This window comes from Chelatococcus sp. HY11, assembly GCF_018398335.1.
Lineage (GTDB): Bacteria > Pseudomonadota > Alphaproteobacteria > Rhizobiales > Beijerinckiaceae > Chelatococcus.
Map to the genome: position 1 here is coordinate 881,673 of NZ_JAHBRX010000002.1, position 16,632 is coordinate 898,304.

The following is a 16,632-nucleotide window of genomic DNA, read 5'->3' on the forward strand; positions in this document are numbered from 1 at the left end:
GACTTCGCACTATGCCACGGCTTTTCGCGCCGCCGGCCTGGTCAAACGGCGGCAAGCGTCCTCGACACGATGACAGGCGTCCTTCAGGACCGCGTTGTCGAGTGCGTAAGCAATGCGAATATAAGGCGATGCACCGAAGGCAGCGCCGTGCACCACCGCGACTCCGGCCTCTTCCAACAAGTAGGTAGCGAAATCGAGATCGTTAGCAATCATCTTGCCGGCGGGCGTGGCAAGACCAAGAGCAGCAGCACAGTTTGTGAAAGCATAGAAGGCCCCTTCGGGCGAGGTGCAGGTTAGAACATTAGTATTCCGGATCATCTCCATGACGATCGCGCGCCGCTCGACCAAGCGCTCCTGCCACTGATCCATGAATGTCCGGCCGCCTTTCAGTGCGGCGACGGCTGCTGCCTGGGAGATCGAACAAGCATTCGACGTCGACTGGGACTGCAGGGTTTGCATCGCGGCAATCAACCACGCTGGACCACCCGCGTAGCCTATACGCCACCCGGTCATCGAGTAGCTCTTGGATACGCCGTTGACGGTCAACGTCCGCGCCTTGAGGCGAGGCTCGATTGCAGCCGGTGTCGCGAAGGGCACGCCGAAACGCAAATGCTCATAGATATCATCCGCCATGACGAGCACATGCGGATGGGACATGAGCACATCCGTCAGGCCCCGCATGTCCTCCGGGCTATAGACGACGCCAGTCGGATTGCCGGGCGAATTAAGGATCAGCCAACGCGTCTGCGGTGTTATGGCCGCCGCCAGGTCGGCCGGTCGCAGCTTCCACCCGTCTTCGGCCCTGCAAGGCAGGATACGGGCCTTGCCCTCGGCCAACGCGACCATGTCGGGATAAGATACCCAATAGGGCGCGGGAATAATGACTTCGTCACCCGCCGCGACGGTCGCCAGAAATGCGTTGAAAATCAACTGTTTGGCGCCGGCCCCGGCGATCACCTCCGAGGGCTGGTAGGCTAGGTCGTTTTCCGCGGTGAACTTCGCAATAATCGCCTCTTTGAGCGCGGCCGTGCCGGCCACAGCCGTATATTTTGTGTCGCCTTTCTCGATTGCGGAGATCGCAGCCTTCTTCACATGATCCGGCGTATCGAAATCCAGCTCACCTTCACCAAGATTGGTGATTGTCCGCCCGGCTTCGGTCAAGGCGCGGACCTTGTCCGAAATCTCGGCGGTGGGGGATGGGCGCACACGAGACATGCGCGGCGACAGTGCGGTCGCGTTCATTCGGAGCTCCTAGTTGATATCAGGATTGTATAAATTTACACTTTTAATTCAACTCAAATCGGATCATAAGACGCGCGCATGTCGACCATGCTCGCCGCTTTCGCCGTATTGCAAACCGTCACAGGTCAAGCAACTTCTGACATGCTCAATGAAACGGCATGATGATCTGCCCCGCCGCCAAATTGCCGGGAATTGCGGCATCATCGTGGGCTTGACGCGCGGATCGGCTTGCACGATTGTATCATTTGAATCAAAAAGTAACCGCAGTGCGCTGTACAGGCGCGCATCCTGACAACATAGGCACACTGACGATGCCCGCTCTGCTTTCCAACGGTCCAGTCGCCGAACCGGACATGAACCTGGCAACACGACTGTTTGATACGTTGCGCGACAACACCCGAGACGGACCGGGGGTAACGCGAGCAGCCTATGGCGATGGCGAGCAGCTGGCTCATGATCTCGTTGCAGCTGAGGCTCGACGCATGGGCCTTGATGTCGCGGTCGACGCAACGGGAAACCTCTATGTCACGATGCGCGGCGCAGAGCCTGACGGCAAGGCGGTCATCATCGGCTCGCATCTTGATTCCGTGCCCATCGGCGGCAATTTTGACGGCGCCGCCGGGGTGTTCGCCGGGCTCGCGATTTTGTCCGGCTGGCATGCGGCCGGCTTCAGGCCGCGCCGCGATGTTATCGTCATGGCCATCCGCGCTGAGGAAAGCAACTGGTTTCCTTACTCCTATGTCGGGTCAAAGGGCGCGCTCGGCCTGCTTCCGGCAGAGGCCCTGGAGATAAAGAGATCAGACACCGGCAGGTCGCTACGCGAACATATGATCGAACTTGGGCTTGATCCGGCATCAGTGGCAGCGGGTATCCCGTATCTGAAACCGGAAGCCGTGGCCGCCTATCTTGAGCTTCACATCGAGCAGGGACCGGTGCTGATCGGCGCGGATCAGCCTGTCACGCTCGTCACAGGAATCCGCGGCAGCTTTCGCTATCGGCAGGCGCGGATCATCGGTGAATATGCGCATTCGGGAGCGGTGCCACGCAGCTATCGGCATGACGCCGTAATCGCCGCCGCGGACTTCGTCACACGCTTGCAGGAAGAATGGATCACGATGGAGAATGAGGGTCATGACATGACCCTCACCGTGGGCATTTTCTCGACGGATCCAACCCAGCATGCGTTCAGCAAGATTGCCGGGGAGGTTTCACTGGCAATCGATGTACGCAGCCATGTTAGCGATACTCTGGATGAGATGCGGCGCCGGCTTCACGTGCACGCCGATGCCGTGTGTGAGAAACATGGCGTGACCATCGACCTTGGGCCGCTGACGGGCAGCGCCGCAGCGATCATGGATGCGGGCGTGCTCAAGGCCTTCGGCGGAGCGATGCAGGATCTTGGGCTGCCTCACTTTGAAATGGCAAGTGGTGCAGGACATGATGCGGCCGTCTTTGCGAATGCCGGCATCCCGACGATCATGCTGTTTGTGCGCAACCAGAACGGCAGCCACAATCCTGACGAAGCCATGGAAATGGATGATTTCGCGATTGCCACACGGCTCCTGGCGACTGGTGTGGAACGGCTGCTATAGCGGTTCTACTGCAAAGCAGCCCAGTCCAAGGAAACCAATCCAACCTGCGAAGATGCCATTTCGCTGTCCACTGACTGAAGGGTGTGGCCGCAACCCATTTTGGCGGCTGCTACGCTATTGCAAGGAACCAGACGAGAACACGCGTCAATGATCGCTGTCGCGGCGAAGCTGCTATGAAGGATATTCCCTGATTCTTCATGTTGACGCTGATGAACATATCTGCCCTCGAAATCCTCAAGACCGTTTATGGCTATGATGCCTTCAGGGGGCCGCAGGCGCGCATCGTCGAGCATGTGATAGGCGGCAACAATGCCTTCGTGCTGATGCCCACGGGCGGTGGCAAGTCCCTCTGCTATCAGGTCCCCGCCATCGTAAGGCCGGGCATGGGCCTCGTGGTTTCGCCGCTGCTGGCGCTGATGGCGGATCAGGTGGCCGCCTTGCGGCAGGCAGGCGTGAGGGCGGCGGCTCTCAACTCGGACGTACCGGCCGAAGAGCGGCGGGCGCTGTGGCGCGACATTCACAGCGGTAGTCTCGACCTGCTCTACGTCGCGCCGGAAACGCTTCTGCGTCAGGAGGTATTGGAGCGGCTCGGCCAGGCGCGGCTGTCGTTGATCGCCATCGACGAGGCCCACTGCCTGTCGCAATGGGGACACGACTTCCGCCCCTCCTATCGCCAGCTCGACCTGCTTGTCCGTCAGTTCCCCGACACGCCGCGCATGGCCCTGACGGCGACGGCCGACGAGCCGACGCGCGCGGAGATCCTATCCCATCTCGAGATCGCGGAAACGGACGCCTTCATCGCCGGTTTCGATCGCCCCAATATCCGCTACGCCATCGAGGAAAAGGATAACCCCCGCGCGCAACTGAAAAGCTTCCTCAAACGTCACGAGGGCGAGAGCGGCATCATCTATTGCCTGTCCAAACGGAAGACGGAGGAAACCGCCGCCTGGCTTCAGAGCCTCGGCTATGACGCGCTCACCTATCACGCCGGATTGGACAAAGCCGTGCGGGAGGCCAACCAGATGCGCTTCCAGCATGGCGAGGCGGTCGTCATGGTTGCCACGATCGCTTTTGGAATGGGCATCGACAAGCCGGACGTACGCTTCGTCGCCCATGCCGACCTGCCTGGCAGCATCGAGGCCTTTTATCAGGAGACGGGACGCGCTGGCCGTGATGGCCTACCGTCGGAAACCCTCATGCTTTACGGCTATGAGGATATCGCGCTGCGCAGCCGCTTCATCGAGGAATCAGAGGCGCCCGATCAGCGCAAGCGCATGGAGCGACAGAAGCTCGATGCGCTGCTGGGATTGGCCGAAACGGCTCATTGCCGACGGCAGGTCCTGCTGTCTTACTTCGGCGACCATGGCGAGCCATGCGGCAATTGCGATACCTGCGCGGAGCCGCCAAAACTCTTCGACGGAACGATAGCCGCGCAGAAGGCGCTGTCATGCATCTATCGCACAGGCGAGCGCTTCGGTCAGGCCTATATAATTGACGTGCTGCTCGGCGTCGAGAATGATCGCATAACGCAGTTCAGGCACGATCGCATCTCCACCTTCGGCATCGGCGCTGAGCACGACAACCGTACATGGCGAGCGATCCTGCGCCAGCTGATCGCGTTGCGCCTCGTCGATGTCGACCTCGCTGGCCATGGCGGCCTGTCGATCGCGGTGGCGGGCCGCGACTTCCTGCGCGACAAGCCGACACTGATGCTGCGCGTACCGGGAGCCTCGCGAGCCAAACGTGACAAGGTCGCGCGCGGCCCTGCAAGGCCGGGCGTCAACGAGGCGGATAATGATTTGTTCCAGGCGCTGCGGCGGAAGCGCATGGAACTGGCGCGCGCGCAGAACGTGCCGCCCTATGTGATTTTCCACGACAAGACATTGATCGAACTGGCAGCGGCGCGTCCGGCCTCGCTTGCAGCAATGGCTGATGTTCCCGGCGTCGGTGAAGCCAAGCTCGAACGCTACGGTTCCGCATTCCTTGCGGTGATTGAAGAGCACGAATGACGCATTGGCGGTTGGAAGGCTAGACGTTAAGCAACCGAATGCAACTCGCCATGGCCGGGACGCACGAATGGCAATTCCACGCCCCGGACAACTATGTTTTGGCGGTTACCATTGAAGGTTGTTCGTTTGCGAGTGGTCTCCGCCCGGACGTGAGATGGCCGCGAGGGTTTCTCCCACACCCGATACGCCGTTGCTGGTTGCGATGTCGCCGAGCGAAAGAATACCGACGAGCCGCTTCGCCCGGTCTACCACCGGAATGCGGCGGATCTGTTGATCGCCGAGATTTTGGCAAACCTCCTCGGCATCTTCGTCCTCGAAGCAATATTTGATATCGCGGGTCATAACCTCACCGATCGGGGTGGAAGGGTCTTTGCCCTGCGCTACGGCCCGAACAGCAATGTCACGATCCGACAGCATTCCTACAAGCCGATCGTTGTCACCAACAGGCACGATGCCCGCGTCAATCTCCGCCATGATACGGGCGGCTTGCTGAATGGTGTCATCGGAACTGGCGACACGAACGTCGCGTGTCATCACTTCGCTCACTCTCATGGTCGTCACTCCAGTGGATTTTGGACAGCCCCACATCCCTAACGACACCGGCGCTTTGGAGTTCCGACCAATCCGCATTGCCAGCAGCAGCCCATCCGCTCAATGTGATCACCAGTGAACGGGAATGAGCCCCTCACCTGCCAGCAAGCTGACTCTAGCTGGATGGGCCTTGCATATTCCGGGATATTGATGATCCTGAGGCTCGCAAAGGGGATTTACGGTGCCCCGCGCCTCGAACAAGAACTTATCTCGCCTTTGGATCGAGTTCTCGTCGTAGCCATCGGGCGAGAAGGTTCAATCCGAGAACGGTGAAAGCGATGGCCAGTCCCGGGAAGGTTACCAGCCACCACGCGTTGAGCAGATAGTTTCGGCCATTCGCGACGTCGAAGCCCCAAGAAATATCCGGCGGCTGCACGCCGAGGCCAAGGAAGGAAATAGCTGCTTCCGCCAGCGTGAGCCGCGCGTATTCCAGCACGCCGAGGGTGATCAGGCTGGGAACGAGGTTGGGTATGATATGGCTCGCGATAACGCGCCACGGTGGTGCGCCGAAGGCTTGTGCCACCTCGACGTAGGGTAGCTTGCGGATGACCAGAACGGCGTTGCGCGTGACAACCGCGAAAACCATCCATCCGTTGAAGGCGAGCACGCCGATCAATGTGACGACATTCGCGCCGAGGACCGTAAGGATGAGCAACACCATCAACAGCCCTGGAAATGCGACATGCATCTCCACCCAGCGCATGATGATTGCTTCAGTTTTACCACCGGCATAGCCGGCGACCACACCGACGAAAGTGCCAAATAAGGCCGACACAATCGCGGCACCGAAAGCGATCAACCAGGTCAATTGAGCACCATAGAGCAAGCGTGAGAGAACGCAGCGCCCCAGATGATCCGTTCCGAGCGGATATGCCCATTGTCCTTTGTCGAACCATACGGGTGGCAGCAAGCGATTGCGCAGCGAGATCTGGCCTGGCGGGTGGGGCGCGAGATGCGGCAGGACAAAAGCCAGCACGACGAGCGCCGCGAGCGTAATCGCCAAGATAATCCAGACTCTTCGTTCCGGCGATACGGACGTGGAAACCGCGCCCGTCGGAATGATGGCCTCGGCGCTCAATACTCGATCCTCGGGTCAATCAGTTTGAGCAGCAGGTCGACGATCAAATTCAGGATCACGACGATCAGCGCTATGACAAAGACTACGGCCTGGATTAGCACAAGGTCAGATCTCTCAATCGCCTGCAGAGCCACTTGTCCGATGCCTGGCCAGCCGAAGATCGTCTCGACGACGATGTTGTATCCAGCGAGAGCCCGCGTGAGCTCCCACCCGACAATAGTCGCAACCGCCACACCGATATTGCGGAGACCGTGGCGGAGCACGATCGAACCGAACGGCACACCCTTGGAGAGGGCGGTCCGTATATGCGGGCTCTCGAGCTCCTCCAGCATGCTGGCGCGAGTGACTGTCGCTATGCGCCCAAGAGCCGGCAGGGCCAGCGCGATGGCCGGCAACACGAGATGCGGGGCTGAACCACTACCCGACGTCGGCAACCAACCTAACCCCACGGAGAAGACCATGATCAGGATCAGCGCCAGCCAGAACTGCGGCACCGAAAGGCCAAGCAACCCAAAGGCGGACAGGCCATGGTCCAGCCATCCATTTGGGCGAGCAGCGGCCACAAGCCCCGCAGGTATTCCGATCGCGGCGGCGAGCAATACCGCGACGCCACAGAGCAGCAATGAGTGCGGCAAACGTTCGGCGATAATGGTGGCCACGGGCCGATCCTGCCACAGGCTGATGCCGAAGTCCCCGCGCATCAGCGACCAGAGATAGCTCACAAATTGCTCGGGCACGGGCCGGTCGAGACCAAGCTGGATGGTCAGCCGCTCACGATCGGCGGCGCTCACGTCGATGGGCAGCATGGCGCCAACCGGATCCCCGACCAAGCGGCTGACCACGAACACGAGCGTCGTCGCGCCAAAGATCACGATGAGGCCCTGGAGAAGGCGCCGGACGGCGTAGGTCAGGGCCATGGCGGCAGGCTCACTTGTGTCGGCACACTAGTTCCGCACCAGCTTGGCATCGCGCAAGATCAACAATCCGTCTGCTCGCGGCTTGTAGTCGACGCGCTTGCTCAAGCCATAGATATCGGCGGTCTGGATGAGAAAGATGAACAGAGCCTCGTCACTGCCGATCTTGGTGATCTGGCGGTAAAGATCGAGGCGCTTGGCGGGATCCGTCTCGTAACGCGCCGCGTTGACCAGTTTCTTGAGTTCATCACTGTCGAAGGCGTTTGAACTGCCGCCGGGCTCGTAGTACGAGGTTGTCGTCCGGTCCGCGTCGAACAACAGGTTCGAATGGCCGACGAAGCGGGCGGACGGATCCGCGGCCCGGTTACGCAGCGTCGCCAAATAATCCGTCCAGGCGAGGATCTTGACCTGCGGCTTCAGGCCGACAGCTTCCCAATAGGCCGCCATGGCATCGACGATCTCACGGCCCTTCAGCCAGCGTCCCGCGGTGCCGACCAGATCGATCGGCTTGCCAATCGCTCCCGCTTCCTCAAGCAGCTTACGCGCCTTTTCCGGATCGTAGGGCCATTCACCCAATTGATCGTTGAACCCGAACCAGTTGGTGCCGAGCAGCTGGCTCGTCATCGGCCTCGCCTCTCCGAGGAAGAGATCCTCCGCCAATGCCTTCTTGTCGATGGCATAGTTGAGCGCCTGACGAACACGGCGATCCTGCGTCAAGCCGAGTTTGGCGTTCAGCGAGACCGTCATGAGCTCACCGAACTCCGACTCGGTCTTCGGCACATCCTTGGCCGACTCGGGCGGCAGTTGCGTCACGATATCGAACTCACCGGCCTGGAGTCCGGCCACCCGCACGCCAGGCTCCTGCACGAAGCGGAAAGTCGCCTTGGCGAAATCGGGCTTGGCTCCCCAGTAGCCGTCATTGCGCTCCAGCCGAATCTGATTGCCCCGGTCCCATCCAACGAAGCGGAACGGGCCACTGCCGACCGGGTTGGACGCGAAGTCCGCGCCGACGGCGGCCTTTGGCGGCACGACCGAAAGGAAAGCCAGCCTGGCGGGCAGTGCCGGATCAGGCGCCTTGGTGGTGATGCGCACAGTCCTGTCGTCGACCGCCTCCGCACTCGCAAGCGTTGCGAAATAAAGCAATTGTCGCGATTTGAAGGCGGGATCGACCAGATGGTTGACGCTGAACGCGACAGCGGCAGCATCGAGTGGCTCGCCATTGTGGAAGGTGATGCCCGGCCGGATTCTGATTTCCCAGGTGGTGGGATCAAGCTGCTTTGGAAGAGCCTCGGCGACGTTCGGGACGATTTCGCCAGCGGCTGTCCGTGCCAAAACGGTGTCAAAGATATTGCGGCCGACCGCGCGCTCGCCACCATCCTCGGAGATGAGTGGATCCAGCGTGGTCGGCTCCACGCCCACGGCCACCGTTAAATCCTGCGCGGAGACGCTCGTCAGCAACGTCAAGCTGAGGGCCGTGGCGGCAACGAGCAACCGCGAAAATCGAACCGGATGATTCATCAGTATGTCCTGAGCAGCGAAGGAAAAACGGACGCGACGCCACTACCGAGGAGGCGCGGCGTGGTGAAGACGAGGACGGAGACCAGCGTGGAACCATTCTACGAGCGTGATGATGTCGTAGACGGGCAGCCCAAATCGGTTGGCGATCTCAGCCGAATAAGGCGCGAAATTCGTGCATTCGCTGACGATTGCGCCGATGTCCGGATTGGCATCGAGCAGCTCCTGCGCGATGGCCAGAACTTCACGCTCATTGTCGGCATAGTTGATGACCGGCGCGTTGCGGCGGCTGTTGCTCTTGAAGATGCCATCAAGCGGCAGCCCGGCAACGGGCAGGTCCTGCGGGGCCCCCACTCCCGCAAAATGCGCGGCCGTCAGCGCGGACTTGTCAGCGGTCAAAACCCCCACCCGCTTGCCACGCGGCAAGGTCGCCTGCACCAGCGGTATTTGCATCAGGCTCGAGGTCGCCACCGGTACGGGACAATGGGCAACAAATTGCGGATGCAACGCCGCCAGAAAGCCGCAACTCGTGGTGATGCCGTCGACTCCAAGGGCTATGAGATCGTCCGCCGCTCGCAGGAAATCGTCGAGCAGCTCGCCGACATCCGACCCCAGGACGCGTTTCGGCGTCGCGCCCCGCACCACTGCATACTGAACGGGGAAGGAGAACGTGCCCGCATTGCCGATATCACCGGGAAACCGCTGAAACCCGGTGTCGAGAATGAGTATTCCGACCGTCACGCCATGGACGGGGCGTGGACGCGGCTGGTAGGCCCACGGCGCTGTCATGGAGACCGCCTCACGTCATTCAGCGACAAAGACGTCGGCGAAATTGCCGCGCAGGCCATCGGCCGTCACAGTATGGTTTCGGACCTTCTTGTTGGCGACAGTCACCCTCGTCTTGGTGATCAGGTTGATTCCCGGGATATCGCGCGCCACGATCTCCTGGAATGTCTTGAACTCCTGGACGCGTTTTGCCGCGTCCGGCTCTACGGCGGCCGCTTCCAGCAAGGCGTCGACCTCCGGATTGTTGTAGTGGGTGCCATTGGAGAACGGCACGCCGACCTTGAAGTTCTTCGACCAATAGGTGCGTTGTACTCCAACCGTGGGGTCGAAGCTGTTACCGAGCGAGACGCCGCTCAGGTCAAAATCGCGATCCGTGTAGATACGCTTTGAAAAGGCCGACAGTTCTTGTCCCCGCAGGGTCAGATCGATGCCGATCTTGCGCAAGGACTGCTTGAGATAGTTGCCAAGCCCAGCAAATTGCGCCGTCGAAGTCGGATAGTCGAAGGTGAGGGATAGGCGCGTGCCACCCGCCCCCGGCTTCAGACCGGCCTCGTCGAGAAGTACGGCTGCTTTCTTGAGATCGAAAGGATAAGTCTCGACGCCCGGTGCGTAGAAGCGCGTGAGATGCGGGCTGATCGGCGAGGGAGCGATGACGCCATAGCCTGACCACACCACATCCAGAACGACCTGGCGGTCGATGGCATGGGCGATAGCCTGACGCACGAGCGGATTCTGCAGCTGCGGGCGATCAAGATTAAATTCGACCACGATTTGCTCAGGACTATAGCTATAGCCTTGTGTCTCGACCACGAACTGCGGCATTGCCTTGAGGCGATCGACGTCGGTAAACGGGATCGGGTTCTCGCCGCCCAGGTCGATCTCACCGACCTCGAAGGCCACGGTGCGGGCCGAGGGGTCTGGAATGAGGCGCACGACCAGTTCGTCGATATAGGGCTTGGGCTTATCCCAATAGTCGGGGTTGCGCTCGTAGCGGATAAAACTACCGCGCGCCCATTCCTTGAACTTGAACGGGCCGGTGCCGATCGGCTTGGCGTTCGCAGGATTGGCCTGCGGATCCACGCCCCCATAAAGGTGATGAGCGACTATCGGGGATTCGGCGGCTGACAAAGCATAAAGCAAGTAAGGCGCAGGCTTGGAGAGCCGCAATACGACGGTGTGGGCATCCGGGGTGACGATCTCGTCGACATTGGCAAAGGTTGCTCGACCGCGCGGATGCCGTTGTTTCAGGATCTCGAGGGATGTCTTGACATCCGCCGATGTGAATTCCTTGCCGTCGTGCCAATGGACCCCTTCACGTAGCTTGAAGATATATTCCTTGCCGTCCGGGCTGACCGACCACTCCTTGGCGAGCTGCGGCCGCGGGTTGATGTCGAAGTCGTAGGCGAGAAGCCCTTCATGGACCTTCGGACTCACCGTACCCTCAGCCCCGGACGAAGTTGTCAGCGAAACGAGCGCAGTCGGCTCCCAGTTCAGGAGCATCGTCAGCTTTCCGCCTTGCTTTGGCGTCTGCGTCGCTGCCCAGGCCGGACCGCTCGCTGCTATCAGGACCGAGCCCAGCAACAGGCTCCTGCGATTGATCTGCCCTATCGTGTCGACGCTTGCCACCATCCACCTCCCAGCCTCGATAAAGCGCGCGAAAGGCGCTCAAGCCCTCACACTAACCACATATATAAAGCGTAAAATATACTAATTCACCCGCAATTCCGGCTATTACACTATTAATCCGATAGGAAAAGTATTTTTTTGGTATGGGGTGATTAGGCGCGGGAAAACTGATAAGCCGCTATCGTGTTGTAAATGCGCGACGGACGCAAGGGAGCGCTGCTGGTCTTTTTTGCATGCCATCGCTTTTGGCCAGCTCGCGACGAGTGCTATTCTCCAAAGGCAGGCTCTCAAGCCTCATCGAACGGCGTTTCATCAAATGGTAGAGCGGATACCGGACATGGACTCATACGCCAAACGCCACCTCAAGCTGGGAGCGTTTCTTCATCCGTCCGGACACCACGTCGCCGCATGGCGACATCCTTCTGCGCAGAGCGACGGCGGGTATAATTTAGCCAACTACAAGAACCTGGCGCTCACCGCCGAGCGAGGGCTTTTTGACCTGATTTTCCTGGCGGACATCACGGCTGTGCCCACAGGAGACCTCAAGGTGCTGAGCTACAACGGCCGTGCATTACGGTTTGAACCGCTCACCCTACTCTCGGCCCTTGCCGGCGTGACCTCCCAGATCGGCCTCGTCGGTACGGCCTCGACCACGTATAACGAGCCATTTCATGTGGCCCGCAAGTTCGCGATGCTCGACCACTTGAGCGAGGGGCGCGCCGGATGGAACATGGTAACATCCGTGCAGGACGACGAAGCGCGCAACTTCGGTCGTGATGCCCTGGTGGACCATGGCGTGCGTTACGCGCGGGCCCGCGAGTTCGCAGAAGTCGTGACGGGTCTTTGGGACAGCTGGGACGACGACGCTTTCCAGCACGACAAACAGAGTGGCATCAACTTTGATCCTGACAAGCTGCATGTCCTCAATCACAAGGGCGAGCATTTCACGGTACGTGGGCCGCTGACCGTCGAGCGACCACCCCAGGGCCATCCGGTCATCTTCCAGGCCGGCTCGTCGGAAGCCGGCAAGGAGCTGGCGGCCGAGACCGCTGACGTCATCTTTACCGCGCAAGGAGACCTCGCCTCTGCCAAGGCTTTCTACGCTGACGTGAAGGGGCGTCTCGCGCGCTACGGCCGCGAGCCGGAATCATTGAAGATCATGCCGGGCTTCCTGCCTATTGTCGGGCGCACCCAGGACGAGGCTCAGGCGAAGTTCGAGGAATTTCAGTCTCTTATTCATCCTGTCACAGGCCTCGCCCAGCTTTCCGGACTGGTGGGCAATGTCGACCTGTCCGCCTATCCCCTCGATGGTCCCCTGCCCGACATTCCACCAACCAACGGCAGTACGACGCGACAGAGGATCATGATCGATATGGCACGGCGCGAGAACCTGACCATCCGACAGCTCTATCTCAAAGTCGCCGCCGGCCGTGGGCATTTCACCGTCATCGGCTCTGCGGAACAAATCGCCGACGCCATGGAGACGTGGTTGATGGAGGAAGCGGCCGACGGCTTCAATATGATGCCTCTTGGGCCCAATTCCCTGGCAGAATTTGTCGATCTCGTCGTGCCCGAGTTGCAACGCCGTGGCATCTACCGCAAGGCCTATGAGGGACAAACCCTGCGCGAAAAGCTCGGTCTAAAACGGCCCGTTAGCCGATATGCTTCGCCAATATCCTCCGCGGCCGAATAGAGCATTCCTGTTCTCTCGCTGAAAGATGGTCTCTCATCCCGGCATCCGGATGTCAGGCCGATACCATGAACCTCGGTCGGACACCTGGCCTGAGGCAGACTACTGAAAGGTTATCGTCATGACGGGTGTGGGCATTCTTGGCGCCACTGGCAAAACTTCCTTTGCCTATATTGCACAACGCTCGATGCAGCTGCTGGAGGGGCATCCCTTCCTCGAAGTTCGCGCGCTGATCGCCGATGATCCCGCCGATGTCGGGAAATCCTTCGCGGAGGCCGTCCAGGATCGCTGGATGCTCGACGAAGCCATTCCTGAGAATTGGGCAGGGATCCGGATGATCGGTACCGACGCCGCTTCCCTTCGCGACGCCGGGGTGACGCTCGTTCTTTCCGCTCTCTCCGGCCCTATTGCCAAGGAACTCGATCCCAAACTCGCGGCCGAGGGCTTTGGTGTCATCAGCGAATCCATCGGGCTGCGCCAGGAGCCGGACGTTCCTCTCGTGGTGCCGGAGGTCAACGCTGATCACCTGCGCCTTATCTCCGCGCAGAGAAGGGCGCGCGGCTGGGGGACCGGCTTTGTCGTGTCATCGCCGCTTTGCACGGCAGTCATTGCCGCGATAGCCTTCAAACCGCTGATTGACGCCTACGGCCTGCGCAGCTCGGTCTTTACAACCCTGCAGGCCATGTCCGGCGCCGGACGCACAGGTGTTGCCGGCCTCGCCATCACAGACAACATCCTTCCCTACATCGGCCAGGAGGAAGAGAAGCTTTACACGGAATTGCCCAAGATCCTCGGGACCTACACCGACGATGGCATTCGGCCCCTGGCAGCCGCGTTCGCAGCAACCTGTACACGCGTGCCCGTGCGCGACGGCCACACCATCGCCGCCACCGTCTCGCTTGATCGCCCCGCCGATCCCGCTGAAGCCGCGGACGTCTTCGCCCGCTACACCAGCCGTTCGCAGGAATTGGGTTTGAGTTTCGCGCCCAAGGCCCCCATCCTCGTCCGAAAGGAAGACAACCGGCCACAACCCTTCCATGACCGCAACGCCGACCATGGCCGGGCCGTCAGTGTGGGGCGTATCCGCCCGGCAGCGCTCGACAATGGCCTTAGCTTCGTCGCCGTTGGCCACAACCACGAGCGCGGAACCTACGGCAACGCGCTGATCCTCACCGAGCTGGTGGTCAAGGAAGGGCTTGTCGCCGAGTAGTTATCTACGGCGCCTGGCGCGCGGGTTGAGAGCGTCGTTCAGCCCGTCGCCAACGAGATTGAGGGACAGAACCGTGATGGCGATCGCCGCCCCCGGAATGGCGACGAGAAACCACTCGGTACGTAGCATCTCCCGTCCTGCGCCGATCATGGCACCCCAACTCATGTAGTTGGGGTCACCCAAGCCAAGAAAGGACAGTGATGACTCGCTCAGGATGGCCGATGCCACCATGATCGACGACGTGACGATGACCGGGGGCAATGCATTCGGCAAGATCTGCCTGACAACAATCCGGAAATCACCATAGCCCAGGCTGCGTGCCGCGCTGACAAATTCACGCTCGCGCAACGCCCTGAATTCGGTACGAACGAGCCGGGCGACCGTAGTCCAGGATACGAGGCCGATAGCCAGCGCGATGACCGCGATGGACGGCTCGGTGATCGCGACAAGTACCAGGATCAGCACGAAGGATGGCATCGTCTGGAACAGCTCGACGAGCCGGCCCAGCATGGCGTCGACGCGCCCGCCGTAGTAGCCGGACGCGGCGCCGACCACGAGACCGAGAAAGACGCTGACCAGCGTCGCCGCAAAGCCGACCAACAACGAAACCCTTGAACCATGGACCAGCGCAGCGGCGACGTCACGGCCGAGCGCGTCGGTGCCCAAGGGAAAACGCGGATCCTGGCCGGGCCACAGGAAGGGACGCGCCACCATATCGAGGGGATCGTTCGGGTAAATCCAGGGGGCCAGAATCGCGATCAGGACGATGAGGCCCAGCACGACAAGACCGAACATCGCTGTGGGGTTCACGAGTATGGAACGCAACGCCCGGTTCCGTTGCGCGGAGCTCTCCCCGCCCGGATCCACCGAACCACCGGCGTTACGTGGCTCGTGTCCGCGTAGGAGTTCAGTCTCTTGTTCCAGTGAGGCACCCATCAGCGGGTTTCGATCCGCGGATCGAGCCATGCATGCAGAAGATCGACAAGAATATTGGCGATGATCACCAGCAGCGAAGAGAAGAGCAGCACGCCTAGGAGTACGTTGAAATCGCGGTTCAGCACGGACTCGAACGCCAATCTCCCCATTCCCGGCCGATTGAACACCGTCTCTATGACGATCGCGCCGCCCAGCATCGCCCCAAGATGCACGCCGGCCATGGTCGTCACCGGCAGGAGCGCGTTGCGCAATACGTGGTAGCGCGTGATTGTGTACGGCGACAGCCCCTTGGCTTCCGCGGTGCGGACATAGTCTTCATCACGCACTTCCAACATGGTGGCGCGTGTCAAACGGGCATAGATCGCCATGAAGAAGAGAGCGAGCGCGGTGGCAGGCAGCACGAGATGCCGGAACCAGTCCACGATTGCATCCATGCCGGTCATGGGCTGGGTGATGCTCGCGACACCGCCGCTTGGCAACAGGCCGAGCTTGACGGAAAAGATGACCACAAGCATGAGCCCGATCCAGAAACTGGGTATGGAGTAGAATAGCAGGGTGACTACCGACAGCACGCGATCCGTCAGGCGCCCCGCGAAAGCCGCCATTAAGCTCCCCAAGACAATTCCGGCCCCAAGCGACACGACCAACGCCGTTCCCATGAGGCTGAGAGTATTGGGAAGGCGCGCTAAAATTAGCTCCACCACCGGCACATTGTAGCGCGGCGACACACCGAGGCTGAACTGTCCAAGGTTAAGTATATAGGAGGCAAGCTGGTACAACACCGGCTGATCAAGCCCGAAATGGGTACGGAGCGCCGCCATGGTTTCCGCGGTTGCGGCGCCCGCCTCGCTGGCGATGACGTCGGCGGCATCGCCGGGCGCCAGCTGAAGCAGCAGGAAGTTGATAATCAGTATTCCCAGAACCGTCGGAACCGCATGCCCTATTCCGCGGCCGAATGCTCGGATAAGACGTCGAGCGGTCACCATGCAGATTATCCGGAATTATCGACGGTCAGAAAGCGAGCAGCATTTACCGGCCATTTCTGTGAATTCGTCGCATGGATGCGACTTCCATAACGGAAGTCCCATCCATGTATCATTCCGACAGGCATTGGCAATAGGACCGTCCGGCTGCAAGTTCCATAGTTGAAACTGCATAACGCATTGTCGAAGTTGCAGCTAGCCTCCGGCCAGCATATTCTGGAGCATGTGTGTATATTTAAAATAAGCTGGCTGCACCGATATCCGCCTGAAATCAAAAAAAGCGGCGATGGAAGGTGAGCCGAGCAACCCACACGTTTGCACACGATCTAGGGATGCTCAAACTCGGATCTGACCGTACAACAGGATCGACATATAGCCGCTATTGTACGCGTCGCGATGCCAGCAGTTCCCGCCATGGGGCGCACGCATGTTGGCATAGTCGGAAAAATCCTCCGTCCCA

General features: G+C 60.3%; 12 protein-coding genes and 1 pseudogene. 4 read left to right on the forward strand and 9 right to left on the reverse strand.

The window, feature by feature from the left end; genetic code table 11:
- Positions 1 to 9: 9 nt before the first annotated feature.
- Complete coding sequence (locus KIO74_RS24910) at positions 10 to 1,242, reverse strand: pyridoxal phosphate-dependent aminotransferase (RefSeq protein WP_213337676.1); 1,233 nt, start codon at positions 1,240 to 1,242, stop codon at positions 10 to 12.
- 311 nt (positions 1,243 to 1,553) lie between these two features.
- Here KIO74_RS24910 and KIO74_RS24915 point away from each other — a divergent pair, with 311 nt between their 5' ends.
- On the forward strand, positions 1,554 to 2,834 hold the full coding sequence (locus KIO74_RS24915; protein ID WP_213337677.1) for a Zn-dependent hydrolase: 1,281 nt from the start codon (positions 1,554 to 1,556) through the stop codon (positions 2,832 to 2,834).
- 209 nt (positions 2,835 to 3,043) lie between these two features.
- Complete coding sequence (gene recQ / locus KIO74_RS24920) at positions 3,044 to 4,843, forward strand: DNA helicase RecQ (protein WP_213337678.1); 1,800 nt, start codon at positions 3,044 to 3,046, stop codon at positions 4,841 to 4,843.
- Between the two features lie 105 nt (positions 4,844 to 4,948).
- On the opposite strand, the gene KIO74_RS24925 is transcribed toward recQ, so the two are convergent.
- The 6 genes from KIO74_RS24925 to KIO74_RS24950 all read right to left on the reverse strand — a co-directional run bounded on the left by KIO74_RS24925 (position 4,949) and on the right by KIO74_RS24950 (position 11,353).
- Positions 4,949 to 5,395 (reverse strand): CBS domain-containing protein, encoded by a 447-nt coding sequence (locus tag KIO74_RS24925; RefSeq protein ID WP_213337680.1) that lies wholly within the window; start codon positions 5,393 to 5,395, stop codon positions 4,949 to 4,951.
- 244 nt (positions 5,396 to 5,639) lie between these two features.
- The gene (locus KIO74_RS24930) at positions 5,640 to 6,512 is read right to left on the reverse strand and encodes an ABC transporter permease (RefSeq protein ID WP_213337682.1); all 873 of its coding nucleotides are present in this window, start codon (positions 6,510 to 6,512) and stop codon (positions 5,640 to 5,642) included.
- Positions 6,509 to 7,429, reverse strand: coding sequence for an ABC transporter permease (locus tag KIO74_RS24935; protein WP_213337683.1), 921 nt, complete (start codon positions 7,427 to 7,429; stop codon positions 6,509 to 6,511). Before KIO74_RS24935 ends, KIO74_RS24930 begins: the two co-directional genes overlap by 4 nt.
- A 27-nt stretch (positions 7,430 to 7,456) precedes the next feature.
- On the reverse strand, positions 7,457 to 8,944 hold the full coding sequence (locus KIO74_RS24940) for an ABC transporter substrate-binding protein (protein ID WP_213337685.1): 1,488 nt from the start codon (positions 8,942 to 8,944) through the stop codon (positions 7,457 to 7,459).
- A gap of 42 nt (positions 8,945 to 8,986) precedes the next feature.
- Positions 8,987 to 9,730: an aspartate/glutamate racemase family protein gene (locus KIO74_RS24945; RefSeq protein ID WP_213337687.1), complete on the reverse strand. Its 744-nt coding sequence runs from the start codon at positions 9,728 to 9,730 to the stop codon at positions 8,987 to 8,989.
- Positions 9,731 to 9,745: 15 nt separating this feature from the next.
- The gene (locus KIO74_RS24950; RefSeq protein WP_291978530.1) at positions 9,746 to 11,353 is read right to left on the reverse strand and encodes an ABC transporter substrate-binding protein; all 1,608 of its coding nucleotides are present in this window, start codon (positions 11,351 to 11,353) and stop codon (positions 9,746 to 9,748) included.
- Between the two features lie 337 nt (positions 11,354 to 11,690).
- On the opposite strand from KIO74_RS24950, the gene KIO74_RS24955 reads away from it, so the two are divergent.
- Positions 11,691 to 13,046 (forward strand): LLM class flavin-dependent oxidoreductase, encoded by a 1,356-nt coding sequence (locus KIO74_RS24955; RefSeq protein WP_213337690.1) that lies wholly within the window; start codon positions 11,691 to 11,693, stop codon positions 13,044 to 13,046.
- 118 nt (positions 13,047 to 13,164) lie between these two features.
- Entirely contained in the window at positions 13,165 to 14,253 is a 1,089-nt protein-coding gene (asd, locus tag KIO74_RS24960) for an aspartate-semialdehyde dehydrogenase (protein ID WP_213337691.1), read from the forward strand.
- Here the strand turns inward: asd and KIO74_RS24965 are convergent.
- Both KIO74_RS24965 and KIO74_RS24970 read right to left on the reverse strand, forming a co-directional pair.
- Positions 14,254 to 15,084 (reverse strand): annotated as a pseudogene (locus tag KIO74_RS24965) (ABC transporter permease); the annotation flags it as partial.
- A 104-nt stretch (positions 15,085 to 15,188) separates the two neighbouring features.
- Positions 15,189 to 16,175: an ABC transporter permease gene (locus KIO74_RS24970; protein WP_213337693.1), complete on the reverse strand. Its 987-nt coding sequence runs from the start codon at positions 16,173 to 16,175 to the stop codon at positions 15,189 to 15,191.
- Between the last annotated feature and the right edge of the window lie 457 nt (positions 16,176 to 16,632).

Excerpts from the sequence above, each read along its gene's own strand:
- KIO74_RS24910 (WP_213337676.1), bottom strand. The coding sequence starts at position 1,242 with ATGAACGCGACCGCACTGTCGCCGCGCATGTCTCGTGTGCGCCCATCC.
- KIO74_RS24915 (WP_213337677.1), top strand. The coding sequence starts at position 1,554 with ATGCCCGCTCTGCTTTCCAACGGTCCAGTCGCCGAACCGGACATGAAC.
- recQ (WP_213337678.1), top strand. The coding sequence starts at position 3,044 with ATGAACATATCTGCCCTCGAAATCCTCAAGACCGTTTATGGCTATGAT.
- KIO74_RS24925 (WP_213337680.1), bottom strand. The coding sequence starts at position 5,395 with ATGAGAGTGAGCGAAGTGATGACACGCGACGTTCGTGTCGCCAGTTCC.
- KIO74_RS24935 (WP_213337683.1), bottom strand. The coding sequence starts at position 7,429 with ATGGCCCTGACCTACGCCGTCCGGCGCCTTCTCCAGGGCCTCATCGTG.
- KIO74_RS24940 (WP_213337685.1), bottom strand. The coding sequence starts at position 8,944 with ATGAATCATCCGGTTCGATTTTCGCGGTTGCTCGTTGCCGCCACGGCC.
- KIO74_RS24945 (WP_213337687.1), bottom strand. The coding sequence starts at position 9,730 with ATGACAGCGCCGTGGGCCTACCAGCCGCGTCCACGCCCCGTCCATGGC.
- KIO74_RS24955 (WP_213337690.1), top strand. The coding sequence starts at position 11,691 with ATGGACTCATACGCCAAACGCCACCTCAAGCTGGGAGCGTTTCTTCAT.
- asd (WP_213337691.1), top strand. The coding sequence starts at position 13,165 with ATGACGGGTGTGGGCATTCTTGGCGCCACTGGCAAAACTTCCTTTGCC.
- KIO74_RS24970 (WP_213337693.1), bottom strand. The coding sequence starts at position 16,175 with ATGGTGACCGCTCGACGTCTTATCCGAGCATTCGGCCGCGGAATAGGG.